This is a genomic window from Leucobacter luti (assembly GCF_004217175.1).
In the GTDB taxonomy this organism is placed as follows: Bacteria; Actinomycetota; Actinomycetes; order Actinomycetales; family Microbacteriaceae; genus Leucobacter; species Leucobacter luti.
This window is the reverse complement of sequence record NZ_SHKI01000003.1, coordinates 418398-433844: the sequence shown is the minus strand read 5'-3', so window position 1 is coordinate 433844 and position 15447 is coordinate 418398. Positions and strand designations below refer to the sequence as shown.

The following is a 15447-nucleotide window of genomic DNA, read 5'->3' as shown; positions in this document are numbered from 1 at the left end:
CGCGCTCCGAGCGGGCCTCTGCTACGCGGACTCCGGCAGCGCTGCGAAGTACGCGGTGTACTCCGCCTCCGAGCCAAAGAAGCGCAGTTCGTGGTGAAAGCCGTTCGGGGCCGCGGGGGCGCGCTCCACCCAGGCCGCGCCGTGCAGCTCGGGCTCGGCGAACCCGAAACCGCACTCGACTTCTGTCGAGTCGGCGAGGCTCCCGCAGGTGACGCCGCCGCCGCTCGCGTCGACGACGCCGAGCAACACGCCCCCGCCCTCGGTGGTCGCGGCATAGAAGAACAGATCCTCCTCGGGCTGTTCGAGGAGCGTGATCGACTCCGGCAGCGGGCGCATGTCTGGAGCCGCCGAGGAGCTGTCCTCGATAATGTGCTCCCGCGCGTTCTCCCACGGATCGGCCGCCCGGGACCAGTCGCCCGCGGCGTTCGCCGGGAACAGCGCTGCGAGCGTGAGTGCTCCGGCGAGTGCGGCAATCATTACCAGGGCTGGCGCGATACGTCGTCCTGTGCTCATGCCCCCAGCCTAGGCGGGCGCGGTCGGGGTGCCCTGTGCGCCGGGGCGCTCTGCGGGCTGGGGGCCGTGCTGACCGGGGCGCCGTGTGCGGCGCTAGGGTGCGCGCTCGCCGTACTCGAGCTCGTACCGGAAGCCGCTCGGTGCGGTGTCGGAGCGCTGCACCCAGATTCCGTACCCGCGCTCGTCGTCCGAGCGCCACACCTCGCACGCGATCTCCGCGTTCGGCGACCGGTCGGCGGAGGCGCAGATCGTCGGGCCCTCGGGGCGTGCCACCCCGGCGGCAAGGAAGCCCGCCGTGGTGCGCGCGGCGAAGAGGTAGCCGCCGTCGGCCAGCTCCTCGAGCAGCACCACCGACTCGGGGTCGAGCGGGGAGCCGAGGGCCGCGCCCGCGCCCGAGGCGGGGTCGGCAGTGTCTGCGAGGAGCTGCGTGCGAGAGGCCTCCCACGAGCCCTGCGGCTCGCTCCACTCGCCAGTTGCGTATGCGGGGAAGAGCGCGGCAAAGACGAGCGCCCCGGCGACTCCGACGATCATGACGATCGCCGGGGCAATGCGGCGCCGGGAGCTCATGCCCCCACCATAGGCGGGGTCCCGGGGAAGGTCCAGTGTCCGCTGTCCGCTGTGGTGGGCTGTGGGCGCAGCACCGCCCCCTCCCTGCCGTGTGCCCAGCTTCGGCCGCACCGTGTGCCCCGCCGCGCGCCCATCCGAGCTCGCGCAGGAGATCCGAGTTCAGGCGGACGAATTCGGCGAATTCCTCCTGCGCGAGCTCGGATCTCCTGCGCGAGCTCGGACGCCCCCGGCCACCACTCGCCCGCTGTTGCGAATGGTTCTCACGAGCCGCTATAGTGATACTCGTTCTCATTTAGAAAGTTCACTATGTCACTCACTCCTCGCGGCGCCCGCCGCTCGCAGTCCGCCCTCGTCGGCGGCATCGCGCTCGCCGCAGCCGCGGCGCTCACACTCACCGGTTGCGCACCAGGCGCGAGCGCCGACGGCGCACCCGACGGCGCGCTCAGCGTGGTGACCACCACCACGCAGCTCACTGACTTCGCCCGAGAGGTGGGTGGCGACGACATCGAGCTCCGCGGGCTCCTCGTCCCGGGCGGATCAGCGCACCACTTCGATCCGACCCCGGCGGATCTGCTCGCCCTCAGCGAGGCGGACGTGCTCGTGGTCAACGGCGCCGGCCTCGAGACCTTCATCGACGACGCGATCGACGCGTCGGGCTTTGCGGGCGAGATCGTGACCGCGAGCGACGGGATCGACCTGGCCGAGGCCACCGAGATCACCGCCGAGGGCGAGGCGGGCGAGTCCGGCGACGCGCACGCGGATCACGACCACGCGGCTGCCACGGACGAGCACGCCGACGAAGAGGTTCACGCCGATGAGACAGAAGAGGCCGGGCACGACCACGCGGAGGGCGAGGACGAGCACGACCACGATCACGGCGCCACGAATCCGCACCTGTGGACCTCGCCGAGGTACGCGGAGGGCATGGTCTCCCACCTCGGCGCCGAGCTCGCGCGCATCGATCCTGATCACGCCGCCGGCTACGAGGAGCGCACCGCCGCGTATACCGCGAAGCTCGAGGCGCTCGACGCCTGGGTGGGTGAGCAGTTCGCCGCGGTTCCCGAGGCGAAGCGCGTGCTCGTGAGCGGGCACGACTCGCTGCGCTACTTCCTGCACGACTACGACATCGCGTTTGCCGGGGCGATCCTGCCCAGCTTCGAGGACAACGCCGAGCCGAGCGCGGCAGACATTGACGCGCTCGTCGCCGAGATCCGGGAGCGCGGGGTCACCGCGGTGTTCGTCGAGTCCTCGATGAGCCCCAAGCTCGCGCGCACGATCGCCGCCGAGGCCGGCGTGACCGTCGTCGACGCTGAGTCGATCTACGCCGATTCGCTCGGAACCGAGGACAGCGGCGCCGACACGTACATCGACGCGACGATCCACAACACGCGCCTGATTCTTGAGGCGTGGGGTGAGACCGCGGCCCCGCTCCCCGCTACGCTCAAGTAATGACTGCAGTACTCGCGCTTGACCAGGCCGCCTTTGGATACGCGGGGGTCACTCGGGTCGAGGGGCTCAGCCTGGAGCTCCCCGAGGGGGCGGCGCTCGCGCTGATCGGGCCCAACGGTTCGGGGAAGTCCACCCTGCTGCGGGGGATCCTCGGCCTCGCAGACCGCACTGCCGGCACCATCAGCGTGCTGGGGACGACGCCGGATCGCGCCCGTCGCAGGGTGGGATCGCTGCCGCAGGCCGACACCCGGGACGCGAGCCTCCCGGTGACGCTGCGCCAGGTCGTGACCATGGGACTGTACCGCTCGCGCGGCGCGCTGCGGCCGATCGGAAGCGCCGGGCGCGCGGCGGTGGCGTCCGCGCTCGACCGTGTGGGCCTCGCAGGCTTTGCTGGGCGGCGCTTCGGCGAGCTGTCCGGCGGGCAGCAGCAGCGCGGCATCCTCGCCCGCGCGCTCGTGTCGGATCCGAAGCTCCTGCTCCTCGACGAGCCGTTCAACGGGCTCGACCGCGAGAACCGCGAGGTGCTCCTTGCCCTCGTCGCCGAGCTGCGCGCGGAGGGGCGCTCGATCGTGGTGTCCACGCACGACCTGGAGATCGCTCGTGAGGCGTGCAGTCACGTACTGCTGCTCGCGAGCGGGCACGAGCCGAATCAGCCCGGGCACCCTGCTGGCTTCGGGCCGCTCAGCGAGGCGCTCACGCTCGACGCCGTGCAGCACGCGTTCCACGAGGCGACCGTCGAACTCGACCACCACACGGTCACGACGACGCGGGAGACCGAGGCGTGACCGAGCTCGCCACCGCGCTGCTCGCGCACGGTCCGGCCGAGGTCTTCGCACTGCCGTTTATGTGGCGCGCCCTCCTCACGGTGGTGATCCTCGCGGTCGCCGCCGGTGTCGTGGGGCTCTTCATCAGCTTCCGGGAGCTCGAGTTTGTGAGCGACGGGCTCGTCCACGCGGTGTTTCCCGGCCTCGTGATCGGGGCGGCGCTCGGCGGGACCGCCGGGGTGCTTCCCGGCGCGGTCGTCGCGGCGATCGCCGCTGCGATCCTGTTCACGGTGCTCGAGCATCGGGGCGGGGTCGGTGCCGACGCGGCCATCGCCGTGGTGCTGACGGGCCTCTTCAGCCTCGGGATCGTGCTGGTGTCCCGGCAGGAGGGGTACGTCTCTCAGCTGCAGGAGCTGCTGTTCGGGCGGCTCCTCACGGTGACGGACGCGCAGCTGTGGCAGATCCTCGTGGTGGCGGTCGCCGCGATCCTCGTGGTGGCTCTGAGCTGGCGGGCGCAGCTGTTTCGCGCGTTCGACGCCGCCGGCGCGGAGGCCGCCGGGTTCCGGCCGCTCGCCGCGGACCTGGCCCTCGGCATCTCGGTCGCGCTGCTCGTGGTCGCCGGCGTGCAGGCGCTCGGCGTGCTCATGGTGCTCGCGCTCCTCACGGTGCCGATGGCTGCGGCGCGGCTCATTTCGCGGCGCTTTGCGCTGCTGATCCCGATCGCGATCCTGTTGCCGCTCGCGGCGGGGGTTGCGGGCCTGTGGCTCTCGTTCGAGTGGTCGGTTGGTGCCGGCGCCACGGTCTCGCCCGGCGCGGTTGTCGTGTTGCTGCTCGTCGCTGGCTACGCGGTCGCGGCGCTGACGCGGATCCCTCGGCGACGGGCGGCGCGCGCATGAGCTACTTCACCCTCGCCGCAATCGAGCTTTCCCTGCTGGGGCTCCTTGCTGGGCTGGCCGGCACGCTGATCGTGCTGCGGCGCCGCTCGTTCTTCGCGGTGGCGCTCAGCCACGCTACGTTCCCGGGCGGAGTCGTGTTCGCGATCGCCGGCCTCAACCTGCTGCTGGGGCAGGCGCTGTTCGCGCTCGTGCTCGTGCTGCTCATGACCCTGCTGGGCAAGGTTCCCGGCCAAGGCCGTCAGGTCACCAGCGGCGTGGTGCTCTCGTTTGGATTCGCGCTCGGCACCCTGCTCGCGAGCCTCAACCCGGGGCTCGGGATCCCCGTCGAGGCGCTGCTGGTCGGGTCGCCACTCAGCGTCTCCGGGGGCGATGTCGCCGCGACCGGTGCCGTGCTCGTGCTCGCGCTCGGGGTGCTTGCGCTCACCCGGCGACGCATTCTGTTCCACACCTTCGACCCGGTCGGCTTTGCCGCCGCGGGGTTCAAGAGCTGGCCGGTCGAGCTCATCGTGACGGGGGTCATCGCGGCCGCGGTGGTAGTCGCGATGCCCGCGGTGGGCGCGATCCTCGGCGTCGCCGTGATCATCGGCCCCGCCGCGACCGCCCGCGTGCTCACCTCGCGCCTCGCACTCATTCCCCCGCTCGCCGCTGGAATCGGTGTGCTCGGCGGGCTCGTCGGCCTCTGGGTCTCCCGGGAGTTTGCGATTGCGGCGGGCGGCGCCGTCGGTCTGGTCATCGCGGGCCTCTTCATCCTTGCCGTCGTGGCGCGGGCCATCGCGGATCGGGTTGGGCATCGCAGCGGCGAGTTCGCTACGGTGGGGGGCAAGACACCGGCACGGGAGGGCTGACATGCAGCCGAAACGCAATACCTGGCAGCGGGAGGCCGTACGCGCCTCGCTGGCAGAGGCGCACGGGTTCGTGAGCGCCCAGCAGCTGCACCAGGTGCTCCGCGACTCCGGATCCACGATCGGCCTCGCCACCGTGTACCGCAACCTCGCCAGCCTCGCCGACACGGGTGAGGCAGACTCGCTGCAGTCCCCCGAGGGGGAGAACCTGTTCCGGTCGTGCGCCACGCAGGGGCACCACCACCACCTGATCTGCCGCAGCTGCGGGGACACGAAGGAGCTCTCGGCGACGGTCGTCGAGGAGTGGACGCAGCGCGTGGGAGCCGAGTACGGGTTTACCGAGATCGAGCACGTCGTCGACCTCTTCGGGCTCTGCGAGCGCTGCCGCGCCGCCGGGCGCGAGTGACCGGCGGCGCGGCCGCGCGCCTAGCTCGCACGGAACGGCGCTGGCGCTGCCCCCACACTGTGTGGGAGCAGCGCCAGCGCCGTCTCGCTACGCGAGCTCCGTGAACTCGGTCGGCTCCTCGGGGTCCTCGGCGCCGCCCCGCTTCTTGCGGCCACGCTTGGGCTTCCGCTCGCGCTTGGGCTTCGCCGCACGCGCCGTGCCCCGCCCCGCCAACTGCCGCTGCGTCTCTCGCGTCTCCGCGCGCTCGGCCTGACGCTCGGCTTGCCGTTCTGCCCGATGCTCGCGGCGCAGCTCGCGCTTTGCGAGCTTCTTGTCGCGCCGGCGCTCAACGAGCGTGTAGAGGAGCGGGACGAGCACGAGCGTGAGCAGCGTGGAGGAGATGAGCCCGCCGATCACCACGATCGCGAGCGGCTTCGAGATAAAGACGCCGCCGCCGGTGAGCCCGAGGGACATCGGGACGAGCGCGAAGATCGTCGCCGCCGCGGTCATGAGGATCGGGCGGAGCCGGAGGCGCGTGCCGTGCTCGACCGCCTCGTCGAGGTCGGCACCCGCGGCGCGGAGCCGGTTCACGAGGTCCATCAGCACGATCGCGTTGGTCACGACGATGCCGATGAGCATGAGCAGGCCGATCAGCGCCGGCAGGCCGAGCGGGGTGTTCGTGATGAAGAGCCCGAGGATGGCACCGGTCGCGGCGAACGGGATCGACACGAGCAGTACGAACGGGCCGCGGAAGCTGCGGAACGTCGCCACCATCACGAGCATCACGAGCATGATCGCCCCGAGCATCGCGAGCCCGAGCTGCGCGAACGCGTCGTCCTGCTCGGCGCTCACCCCACCGAGCTCAAAGCTCACGCCGGCGGGAAGCTCTGCGGTGTCGATCGCGGTGGTGATCGCCGCGTTCGCCAGGTCGAGCTGCCCCTTCTTGGGGGTCACGGAGAGCGCGACCTGGCGCTCGCCGTCGGCGCGGGTGATGACGGGCGCGGTGAGCTCCTCCGTCACCTCGGCGATCGCGCTGAGCGGGATCGCGGTGCCGGTGACCTCGGCGGCCTCCATCTCAGCCTGCTGCGTCGCCGCCTGCTCCTGGCTCTCGCGCAGCATGGTGAGCTGTTCGTCGATGCCCTCGATGCCGCCCTGCGCGGCGCCGATCGCGCCCTGGAGAGCCCCGAGCTGCTCGGCGCGCTCCTCCATCGCGCGCTGCATCGCGTCCTCCTCGGGCGTGCGCGGGGCGCCCGGCACCACGGGGGCGGCGCTCAGCTGCGCGAGCTGCGCGTTGAGCCCGCCGAGCTGGGCCACCAGTTCGCTGCGCTGCCCGGAGGCTTCGCTGATCTGGTTCGACAGCTCGTTGGCGCTCTTCGCCCTGGCATCCTCCGCCTCGGCGTCGGCCTTCTCCTTGAGCGCGTCAGCGGCGATCTTCTGCGCCTGCGAGGTCTGCACCGGGGTGACCGGCAGCATGATCTCGCCGAGGGCCTCGGCGGTGCGCTCGGTGCCCGGGGTGCGCACGACGATATCGCGGTCGCGCCCCTCAAGCATGATCGAGCCCACCTGCTTGCCCTCCAGCGCCTCCTGCACGGCGAGCGCCACGGTGGTCGGGTCGAAGCCAATGTTCGTGGCCTGGACGTTGTTGAGCTTCACCCGCACCACGGGCTGCTCCCCGGCGAGCTCACTGCGCACCGACTGCACGCCGGGCTGGTCTGCGAGCTGCTCTTCGAGCAGGTCGCTCGCCTCGCGGAGCGCGGCAGGGTCGTTGCCGCGGATCTGCAGCGCGATCCCCGAGTCGCCGCCCACGAACGCGTCCTGCGTGAGCAGCTCGATCTCGCCCGCATCGTCGAGACCGTCGATCGCGCGCTGCACGCGGTCGCTGACTGCCTCGGTGTCCGCGTCGTCCTGCAACTGGACGTCGTAGGAGATTGCGGTGGGGGCGCCGGCGACGCTCACGGGGATGTTGGTGATCACGTCGCGCACGCCGGAGATCTCGCCGAGCGCGGCTTCGACGGGCTCGGCGACCGCGACCAGATCGGAGTCGCTGCCCTCGGGCGGGGTCTGACTGAGCTGCAGGCTTTCGTTCCCGGAGGAGCCGAGGAAGTCGGTCGGGATCAGTGTGCTCATGGCCAGGGTGCCGACGAGGATCAGTACCGACGACACCAGGGTGATGACGGGGTGCCTGCGCGTTGCGTTGAGCGCGGGCATGATTGCGCGCTGCAGACGGTCCGGGGCCGTGTGGATCTCATCGAGATCCGAGTGGGCGCCGCCAGCCTCGATGACGGCGGCGGGCTGGGCCCCGGTCTCGGTGGTCGCGCCGCCGGTCACGGCGTGGCCCACGGATACCGGACGCGCAAGTTCGATCGTGTCGTCGGCCGCGGCCGCGGCGCCGATTTCGTCACCCCCGTCACCCCCGTCGCGGTCGTCGCCCTCGCCCTCGCCGTCTGCGTCGGCGGCGGTGGCCGCACCGCTCGCCGCGGTACGGCGCTCCGTGCCGCGAATAAACCAGTAGGCAAGCACCGGCACGATGGTGAGCGCCACGACGAGCGAGGCGAGCAGTGCGATCGTGACCGTGATTGCGAACGGCCTGAACAGCTGCCCGGCCATGCCGGACACGAACGCGATCGGCAGGAACACTGCGACGGTGGTGAGCGTCGACGCGGTGATGGCGCCGGCGACCTGCTTCACCGACGCGACGATTCCGGCGACCGTGAGATGCCCGGTGCCGCGGCGCCGCGAGATGTTCTCGATGACCACGATCGAGTCGTCGACCACGCGGCCGATTGCGATGGTGAGCGCGCCGAGGGTCAGGATGTTGAGCGTGTTGCCGCTCCACCAGAGGCCGATGAGCGTGATGAGCAGCGACAGCGGGATCGACACCGCCGCGATGATGGTCGAGCGCCACGAACCGAGGAACGCGAGGATCACGAGCACCGCGAACAGGAGGCCGAGGCCGCCCTCGACGGAGAGATCGTGGATCGACTGCTCGATGTACGGGGCCTGGTCGAAGATCGTGACGAAGTCGGCTTTGAGGCCGGGAGCGAGGCGGTCGAGCTCGGCGTTCACGCCGTGCGAGATGTCGACCACGTTCGCGCCCTGCCCCGGCATCACCTGGAGCGTCAGCGCGGGCTTGCCGTTGACCCGCGAGATCGAGTCGGCGGGCACCACCTCCGAGTGCACGTCCGCGAAGTCGGAGATCTTCGTGACGCCCGACTCGACGGCGATCGGGAGCGCTGCGACGGCCTTCACCGAGGTGAGCGCGCCGCCGACGGTCACCGCGAGCGGCCCCTCGTCCGACTCCGCCTGACCGGCCGGAATCGCGGCCCCGTGTGCACGCAGCACGCCCTCGATCTGCGCGGGGTCAACCTTGAGGCGGGTCACGTCGGCTGGGCGCAGATCGATCAAGATCCGCTGTTCCTCGCGCCCCGAGAGCGTGACCTTCTGCACGCCGCTGACACCCTGCAGGGCGGGCACGACGGTCTGCGCGAGCGCGTCGCCGAACGCCGCGGAGTCGTCGCTCGATCCCGCGCTCAGCATCATCGCGGGCATATCTTCCGCCCCGCCGGAAAAGACGGTGACCTCGGAGCCCTGCGGGAACACCGGCTTGAGCGACTCGGCCGCCGCCCGGATCTTCGAGAGCGTGTCTTCGTCGCCGTCGAACGGCCACTCCACCATGATGTCGGCCGAGCCGCTCGAGGTCGTCGAGGTGACCCGCGTGATCCCCGGCACCGCGCTGAGCGCCTGCTCAGCGGGCTCGGTCACGGCCGTCGAGAGCTCTTCTGGGGCGAGGCCCGGCGACTGCACCGAGACGTAGGCCATCGGCACCTGCAGCGAGGGCATCAGCTCCTGTTTGAGCGAACTCATCGAGAACAGGCCGAGTGCGGCAACCGTGAGCGTGATGAGCCCGACGATGAGCCGATTCGTGAGGCTGGTGCGGGTAAGGAAGGACATGGTGCCTTTCGGTGGGACGACCCCGGCGGGTGGCGCGACTGATCGCGCCGCAAACGCAGCTCAGCCGTGGCTCTCCGTGCGGGGCAGCACGGACGAGGTTTTCAGCCTCGCCGATGCGCGCCGCTCCCGCATCGTCCCCAGGTACGACCTTCCTCATCCCAGGGGATGAGATGTGCGCCCGCGCCGCGTCAGACTGTCCGTGCGCGCCGGTTTCCGTGCGCCGGTGTGTGCCCGGACCCGTGCCTGCGTGTGCGTTACGCTGCGGTGCGCGGCGTCACCCAGGTCCACTCGCCGTACTTCGCGGTGCGGCCATCACCGCTCGACCGTCCCGTGAGCCGGCGCTGCACCCAGGGCACCACGTGCTCGCGGGTGTACCGGAGCTGCTCGCGCGCGCTCGGCGCGGGGGCCGGCGGTGCATCGAGCACCCAGTCCGCGGGCGGCGCGACGTCGAGCGCGCGCAGCACGTTCGCGGCGACCCGGTGGTGGCCCACCGGGGCCAGGTGCAGGCGGTCGTGCGACCAGTACTGGCGGCCGGTCAGCTCGGCGTCGCTCCAGTTATCGGCAAAGCGGACGCCGAGTCGGGCGGCGATCCCGCCGGCGACTCGGGTGAGCTCGTCACCCTTTGCCCGCACCCGGCCGCCGCCCGGCAAGCCGCCCGTCGGGTTTGCCCCGGCCAGCAGGAGCGGTTCGGCCCCGGCCGCCTGAATGCGGCGCAGCGCGGTCTCGGTCTCCGCAGCGATCCAGGCGAGATCGGTCCCGGGGCGGAGCATGTCGTTTCCGCCGCCGTTGAAGCTCACGAGCGTGGGCGCGAGCGCGAGCGCAGGCTCAAGCTGCTCAGCGATGATCGGGGCGAGGAGCCGGCCCCGGATCGCGAGGTTCGCGTACTGGATCGGCGCCCCGTGCGCGTCGGCCAGGCCCTGTGCCACGAGGTCGGCCCAGCCGCGCACCGACCCGTCGGGCTGCTCATCGCCAACCCCCTCCGTGAAGCTGTCGCCGATGGCGACGTACCGGATGAGCGCGGGTCCATGATCCTGAGTCACCCTCCCACACTACGCCTCAGTGCCGACGAACGGTGGCGGCCGGGGCCAGGCGCGTAACATCGCCCGGCCACGCCCCGGGGGCCGCGGCCCCCGGCGGCTCGGGGCCTGCCCCGGCGCGGGCGACACGCCCGGCTTGCGCGCCGTGCCCTGGCCGCGTAAGCTTGCTCCTTGGCTGTGCGCCGTCCCAGTGCGCAGACCGCGAGGGCTCGTCCCGCGTCGCCGGAACCCTCCGGAAGCGCGTGAGTCAGCGCAGACAAGAAATCTTGGGTGAGGCCGTCCGGTCTCACGGTATGAGAGGAAACACCATGGCAGCAGTGTGCCAGGTGACCGGCGCCGTTCCCGGCTTTGGTCACAACATTTCGCACTCGCACCGTCGCACCAAGCGTCGGTTCGATCCGAACATCCAGAAGAAGACCTACTTCGTGCCCTCACTCGGCCGCAAGGTGACGCTCACCCTGTCGGCTAAGGGCATCAAGGTGATCGATGCTCGTGGCATCGAGTCAGTTGTTGCTGATCTGCAGAAGCGTGGGGTGAAGCTCTAATGGCTAAGGATAAGGACGTACGTCCGATCATCAAGCTCCGCTCGACGGCCGGAACCGGTTACACCTACGTGACCAAGAAGAACCGTCGCAACACCCCCGACCGCCTCGTGCTCAAGAAGTACGACCCGGTGGTCCGCAAGCACGTTGATTTCCGAGAGGAGCGCTAAACATGGCTAAGAAGAGCATGATTGCAAAGAACAAGCAGCGTCAGGCCATCGTTGAGCGTTACGCCGCGAAGCGCCTCGAGCTGAAGAAGGCCCTCGTTGACCCCAACGGGACCGACGAGAGCCGCGAGGCCGCTCGTATCGGCCTGCAGAAGCTGCCCCGCAACGCTTCGCCGGTGCGCGTGCGCAGCCGCGACGTCATCGACGGCCGCCCCCGTGGCGTGCTGACGAAGTTCGGCGTGTCCCGTGTGCGCTTCCGCGACATGGCTCACCGCGGCGAGCTCCCCGGCATCACCAAGTCGAGCTGGTAACAGCTCCGCACTCGCGGATCCGGGAGTCGTTCGACTTCTGAAAACGGGCGCGAACCCTTCGGGGTTCGCGCCCGTTTTTTCGTGTCCCCGCGACACGCCGCGCGGAATTATCGCAGGTGGATCCGCGGAAAACCGCCAAACTGAGGTAGATTCGTAGCGATCAACCGATCGGACCCTCCATACCGGTGGGGACACCTGAACCAGATCAGGGGCTCGGCCATTGCATGTCGTCGCCCTGGAAGGACACAACATGGCACTCAACAAGACCGAGCTTGTCGCTAAGATCGCCGCTGAGACCGGCCAGAGCCAGGCCGCCGTTTCCAACGTGATCGACGGGCTGTTCGCCGCTGTCTCCGAGACCGTCGCCGCGGGCGAGAAGGTTTCGATCCCGGGCTGGATCTCGTTCGAGACCGCAACCACGGCCGCTCGCACCGGCCGCAACCCCCGCACGGGCGAGACCATCAACATCCCCGCTGGCAAGCGCGTCAAGGTGTCGGTCGGCTCGAAGCTCAAGGCTGCCGTGAAGTAACTTCACCCACCGCACTCCACCCCTCGGGCGATTCGCTCGGGGGGTGTCGTGTTTTCCGGGACCGGACTGATCCTTCGCACATCGGGCAGGCCGTAGGCTAGGTGTGTGCCTCGTTCTCTGCGTGTTCTCGCTCCCGCCCTGCTGCTCGCGGCGACGCTCGCATTCCTGGTGGTCGGGCTCAGCATCGGCGGCGCAGCAGCCGAGCGGACCCTCGCGGACCCGGGCACGATTGTGCGCTACGGCGTGCCCATCGCCCGCACCATCGTCAACGTGGCAATGGCCGGCCTGATCGGATCCGTCGTCATGGCGGTCTGGGCGCTCGCGAGCGATCGGCCCGAGATGCGCGTCGCGCTCGATGTGGCCGCCGGCTCCGCCGCCGTGCTCACCGTCGCAAGCGCGGCAACCCTGATCTTCACCTACGTCGACGTCTCGGGCCTCCCGTTCTCCGGCGACGCAAGCTTCGGCGCCGGCCTCGCCCAGTTCGTCACCGAGATCGAGCTCGGCCAGCTCTGGTTCATCGAGCTGCTGTTGGCGGCGACCACCACGGTGCTCGCGTTTGCGGTGCGCGAGCGCCGGCTCACGCTTCTCGTGCTGATCGCGGCGCTCGCCACGACGCTGCCGCTCGCGCAGCAGGGGCACGCCGCAGGAGCCTCCGGGCACAGCCAGGCGGTCAACTCCCTCCTGGTGCACCTGATCGGCGCCGCAGTGTGGCTTGGGGGGCTGCTGACGCTGGTGTTTGTGGCGTTCACCGTCGACCGCAAGCGGCTCGCGGTGCTTTCGGGCCGCTACTCAAGCCTCGCGCTGCTCGCGTTCATCGGCGTGGCAGCGTCGGGTGTCGTGAGCGCGTGGCTGCGCGTCGGCTCCATCGACGCCCTGTTCGGCACCGGGTACGGCATCCTCGTGGTGCTCAAGACCGTCGCGCTCCTCGCACTCGGCACGTTCGGTGCGGTGCAGCGCACCTGGCTGATCCCGCGCATCGCGGACAGCGTGCGCGGCCAGCGCGCGTTCATCTGGTTCATCACCGCCGAGCTCGCCGTCATGGGGATCGCGAGCGGTGTGGCGGGCGCGCTCGGCCGCACGGCCACCCCCGTTGCGCTTGAGCCGGCCCGCGACCAGGGCGGCAAGATCAGCCCGGCCGAGTGGCTCACGGGCGATCCGCTCCCGCCTGAGCTCACGCCGTCGAGCTATTTCACGGAGTGGAAGTTCGATCTCGCCTGGGCGCTCGTGTGCGTCTTCGGCCTCCTGTTCTACTTCGCCGCCGTGATCCGCCTGCGCCGCCGCGGCGACCGCTGGCCGATCGGGCGCACGATCCCCTGGGCGCTCGGTATCGCGGGGCTGTTCTACACGACCAACGGTGCACTCAACGCGTACGAGCAGTACCTCTTCAGCGTGCACATGCTCGCGCACATGATGCTCACCATGCTGATCCCGCTGCTGCTCGTGCTTGGCGCGCCGGTGACGCTCACGCTGCGTGCCGTCGAGAAGCGCACCGACGGCTCCTGGGGCGGCCGCGAGTGGATCATGTGGGCCGTGCAAACCCCGTACTCGAAGTTCATCACGCACCCGGCCGTCACCGCCGTGGTGTTTGCCGGTTCGCTCTGGATCTTCTACTTCACGCCGATCGCGCGCTGGGCGGCGTCCGAGCACCTCGGCCACCAGTGGATGATCATCCACTTCCTCATCGCCGGCTACCTGTTCAGCCTGTCAATGATCGGCATCGACCCGGTGCCCTACCGCTTCCCGTACCCGCTGCGGCTCGTCACCCTGTTCGCAACGATGGCCTCGCACGCGTTCTTCGGCGTGACCATCATGACCGGCAACGGGCTCATGCTCGCGGACTGGTACGGGGCGATGGGGCGCACCTGGGGCGCAACCCCGCTCGAGGACCAATCGACCGGCGGCGGGATCGCGTGGGGAATCGGCGAGCTGCCCACGCTCGCGCTCGCGCTCGTGGTCGCCGTGCAGTGGTCGCGCAGCGACACGAAGGAGCAGAAGCGCAAGGACCGCTTTGCCGATCGCTCGGGCGAGGCGGAGCTGCACGCGTACAACGAGATGCTCGCCGCGCAGGCGAAGCGCGACGCGCGCACCACGCGAAGCTGAGGGTGTTCGAGGGCGGCCGGGCGGCGAGCCGGGGCCGGGTCGCCCGGACGCACTACGCGCCCGGTGCGCCCGCGTCCGTGCCGGTCACGTCGGCGCGGTGGAAGTTGAGGTGCGAGCGCGAGGCAGTGGGCCCGCGCTGCCCCAGGTAGCGCGAGTACGTGGCGCCCGAGCCGTAGGGGCGATCAGACGGCGACGTGAGCCGGAAGAAGCAGAGCTGCCCGATCTTCATTCCCGGCCAGAGACGGATGGGGAGCGTGGCGACGTTCGACAGCTCCAGCGTGACGTGGCCCTCGAAACCGGGGTCGATGAACCCCGCGGTCGAGTGCGTGAGCAGGCCGAGCCGGCCCAGCGAGCTCTTGCCCTCCAAGCGCGCCGCGATGTCGTCGGGGAGCCCCACCTGCTCGAACGTTGAACCGAGTACGAACTCGCCGGGGTGGAGGATGAACCCCTCGGCGGGATCCACCTCGATGAGGCGGGTGAGCTCCGGCTGCTCCTCGGCCGGGTCGATCACCGCGTACTTGTGGTTGTCGAACAGGCGGAAGTAGCGGTCGAGCCGCACATCGACACTCGACGGTTGCACCATCGAAGCGTCGCTGGGGGACAGCTGGATCCGGCCCGATTCGAGTTCGGCGTTGATATCGCGGTCTGAAAGCAGCACGGTTCTATCCTAGGCGAGCGGATGCGCATTCACGCGCGTCCCCTACTCCTCCTCGGTGAGGGCGAAGAGGAGCTCGGCGAGGCGGTCGCCCAGCTCGGTGAACGCGCCAGACGGGTCGGTCCCGGCGAGCGCCGCCGTGCGTAGCGCGTGCTCGTACACCCCGCTGAGCACGAGGATCGCTCGTTCCACGGGGATCACGAAGCGGCGGCCTGCCGCCTGGAGCACGCGCTCGACCACACCGGAGATGCTCGCGTAGAAGTTGTCCATGAAGTCGTGGTGCCCCGGCGCGAGCGACGGGTCGCGCATGGCGAGCAGCAGGAACTCCGCCTCCAGCACGAACCAGGCGGTCGCGTCTTGCGACGGGGTGAAGAACTGCACGATGTAGTCGGCGGCCTCCGCGGGGTCGACGCAGCCGGCGCGCTCGCGGAGCGTGGGCTCGAGCATCCGGGCCTTCTCGTCGAGGTCGGCCGCCCGGCGCTCGAACTCCCGGGTGAGCAGCTCCAGGAAGAGCTGTTCCTTGCTCTCGAAGTTCGAGTAGAAGGCGCCGCGGGTGAAGCCGGCGCGCGCGCTGATCGTCTCGACCGCTGCGCCCTGCAGTCCGTCCTCCGCGAAGACCTCGACGGCGGCGTCCATCAGGCGAGTGCGCGTCTCCTGGCGGCGCGCACTCGGGGTCGGATCTGGTGCGAGTGTCATACGTGGCCTCCCGTCGCGCGTGATGTGGTGCGGCGTGCGCGTT

At 70.3% G+C, this 15447-nt stretch carries 16 protein-coding genes; 10 read left to right on the top strand and 6 right to left on the bottom strand.

The window, feature by feature from the left end; all coding sequences use genetic code 11:
- Window positions 1–21: 21 nt before the first annotated feature.
- Both EV139_RS05120 and EV139_RS05115 read right to left on the bottom strand, forming a co-directional pair.
- On the bottom strand, window positions 22–513 hold the full coding sequence (locus tag EV139_RS05120) for a hypothetical protein (protein ID WP_130453236.1): 492 nt from the start codon (window positions 511–513) through the stop codon (window positions 22–24).
- A gap of 93 nt (window positions 514–606) precedes the next feature.
- Window positions 607–1080, bottom strand: coding sequence for a hypothetical protein (locus tag EV139_RS05115; RefSeq protein ID WP_130453235.1), 474 nt, complete (start codon window positions 1078–1080; stop codon window positions 607–609).
- A gap of 306 nt (window positions 1081–1386) precedes the next feature.
- On the opposite strand from EV139_RS05115, the gene EV139_RS05110 reads away from it, so the two are divergent.
- From EV139_RS05110 to EV139_RS05090, 5 genes are read left to right on the top strand one after another with little or no spacing between them, the layout of a single operon-like run.
- On the top strand, window positions 1387–2529 hold the full coding sequence (locus EV139_RS05110; protein ID WP_130453234.1) for a metal ABC transporter substrate-binding protein: 1143 nt from the start codon (window positions 1387–1389) through the stop codon (window positions 2527–2529).
- Complete coding sequence (locus EV139_RS05105; RefSeq protein WP_130453233.1) at window positions 2529–3314, top strand: metal ABC transporter ATP-binding protein; 786 nt, start codon at window positions 2529–2531, stop codon at window positions 3312–3314. The genes EV139_RS05110 and EV139_RS05105 overlap by 1 nt, the downstream gene beginning before the upstream one ends.
- Window positions 3311–4189 carry a metal ABC transporter permease gene (locus EV139_RS05100; protein WP_241988968.1) on the top strand — a complete coding sequence of 293 codons (879 nt, stop codon included), beginning with the start codon at window positions 3311–3313 and terminating at the stop codon, window positions 4187–4189. The genes EV139_RS05105 and EV139_RS05100 overlap by 4 nt, the downstream gene beginning before the upstream one ends.
- Window positions 4186–5034: a metal ABC transporter permease gene (locus EV139_RS05095; RefSeq protein ID WP_130453232.1), complete on the top strand. Its 849-nt coding sequence runs from the start codon at window positions 4186–4188 to the stop codon at window positions 5032–5034. Before EV139_RS05100 ends, EV139_RS05095 begins: the two co-directional genes overlap by 4 nt.
- Window position 5035: 1 nt before the next feature.
- Window positions 5036–5437, top strand: a complete 402-nt coding sequence (locus EV139_RS05090; RefSeq protein ID WP_130453231.1) for a Fur family transcriptional regulator — start codon at window positions 5036–5038, stop codon at window positions 5435–5437.
- Window positions 5438–5524: 87 nt separating this feature from the next.
- Here EV139_RS05090 and EV139_RS05085 read toward each other — a convergent pair whose 3' ends face one another.
- A complete protein-coding gene (locus tag EV139_RS05085; protein WP_130453230.1) occupies window positions 5525–9367 on the bottom strand; it encodes an efflux RND transporter permease subunit in 3843 nt (1280 codons plus the stop codon).
- A gap of 254 nt (window positions 9368–9621) precedes the next feature.
- Entirely contained in the window at window positions 9622–10407 is a 786-nt protein-coding gene (locus tag EV139_RS05080; RefSeq protein WP_241988967.1) for an SGNH/GDSL hydrolase family protein, read from the bottom strand.
- A gap of 305 nt (window positions 10408–10712) precedes the next feature.
- Between EV139_RS05080 and rpmB the strand changes: the two genes are divergently transcribed.
- The 5 genes from rpmB to EV139_RS05055 all read left to right on the top strand — a co-directional run bounded on the left by rpmB (window position 10713) and on the right by EV139_RS05055 (window position 14053).
- Window positions 10713–10949 carry a 50S ribosomal protein L28 gene (gene rpmB / locus EV139_RS05075; protein WP_130453229.1) on the top strand — a complete coding sequence of 79 codons (237 nt, stop codon included), beginning with the start codon at window positions 10713–10715 and terminating at the stop codon, window positions 10947–10949.
- Entirely contained in the window at window positions 10949–11116 is a 168-nt protein-coding gene (gene rpmG, locus EV139_RS05070; protein WP_087012838.1) for a 50S ribosomal protein L33, read from the top strand. The genes rpmB and rpmG overlap by 1 nt, the downstream gene beginning before the upstream one ends.
- 2 nt (window positions 11117–11118) lie before the next feature.
- Window positions 11119–11424, top strand: coding sequence for a 30S ribosomal protein S14 (rpsN, locus tag EV139_RS05065; protein WP_130453228.1), 306 nt, complete (start codon window positions 11119–11121; stop codon window positions 11422–11424).
- A 250-nt stretch (window positions 11425–11674) separates the two neighbouring features.
- Window positions 11675–11953, top strand: a complete 279-nt coding sequence (locus EV139_RS05060) for an HU family DNA-binding protein (protein ID WP_130453227.1) — start codon at window positions 11675–11677, stop codon at window positions 11951–11953.
- A 105-nt stretch (window positions 11954–12058) separates the two neighbouring features.
- On the top strand, window positions 12059–14053 hold the full coding sequence (locus tag EV139_RS05055) for a bifunctional copper resistance protein CopD/cytochrome c oxidase assembly protein (protein WP_130453226.1): 1995 nt from the start codon (window positions 12059–12061) through the stop codon (window positions 14051–14053).
- Between the two features lie 52 nt (window positions 14054–14105).
- On the opposite strand, the gene dcd is transcribed toward EV139_RS05055, so the two are convergent.
- Together dcd and EV139_RS05045 are read right to left on the bottom strand one after the other, a co-directional pair.
- Entirely contained in the window at window positions 14106–14711 is a 606-nt protein-coding gene (gene dcd / locus EV139_RS05050) for a dCTP deaminase (RefSeq protein WP_130453225.1), read from the bottom strand.
- Window positions 14712–14753: 42 nt separating this feature from the next.
- Window positions 14754–15404, bottom strand: a complete 651-nt coding sequence (locus EV139_RS05045; RefSeq protein ID WP_130453224.1) for a TetR/AcrR family transcriptional regulator — start codon at window positions 15402–15404, stop codon at window positions 14754–14756.
- Between the last annotated feature and the right edge of the window lie 43 nt (window positions 15405–15447).

Bases quoted from the DNA above. Each gene is read 5' to 3' on its own strand.
- EV139_RS05095 (WP_130453232.1), top strand. From the start codon at position 4,186: ATGAGCTACTTCACCCTCGCCGCAATCGAGCTTTCCCTGCTGGGGCTC.
- EV139_RS05115 (WP_130453235.1), bottom strand. From the start codon at position 1,080: ATGAGCTCCCGGCGCCGCATTGCCCCGGCGATCGTCATGATCGTCGGA.
- EV139_RS05060 (WP_130453227.1), top strand. From the start codon at position 11,675: ATGGCACTCAACAAGACCGAGCTTGTCGCTAAGATCGCCGCTGAGACC.
- rpsN (WP_130453228.1), top strand. From the start codon at position 11,119: ATGGCTAAGAAGAGCATGATTGCAAAGAACAAGCAGCGTCAGGCCATC.
- rpmG (WP_087012838.1), top strand. From the start codon at position 10,949: ATGGCTAAGGATAAGGACGTACGTCCGATCATCAAGCTCCGCTCGACG.
- EV139_RS05120 (WP_130453236.1), bottom strand. From the start codon at position 513: ATGAGCACAGGACGACGTATCGCGCCAGCCCTGGTAATGATTGCCGCA.
- EV139_RS05105 (WP_130453233.1), top strand. From the start codon at position 2,529: ATGACTGCAGTACTCGCGCTTGACCAGGCCGCCTTTGGATACGCGGGG.
- EV139_RS05085 (WP_130453230.1), bottom strand. From the start codon at position 9,367: ATGTCCTTCCTTACCCGCACCAGCCTCACGAATCGGCTCATCGTCGGG.
- EV139_RS05090 (WP_130453231.1), top strand. From the start codon at position 5,036: ATGCAGCCGAAACGCAATACCTGGCAGCGGGAGGCCGTACGCGCCTCG.
- EV139_RS05110 (WP_130453234.1), top strand. From the start codon at position 1,387: ATGTCACTCACTCCTCGCGGCGCCCGCCGCTCGCAGTCCGCCCTCGTC.
- rpmB (WP_130453229.1), top strand. From the start codon at position 10,713: ATGGCAGCAGTGTGCCAGGTGACCGGCGCCGTTCCCGGCTTTGGTCAC.
- EV139_RS05045 (WP_130453224.1), bottom strand. From the start codon at position 15,404: ATGACACTCGCACCAGATCCGACCCCGAGTGCGCGCCGCCAGGAGACG.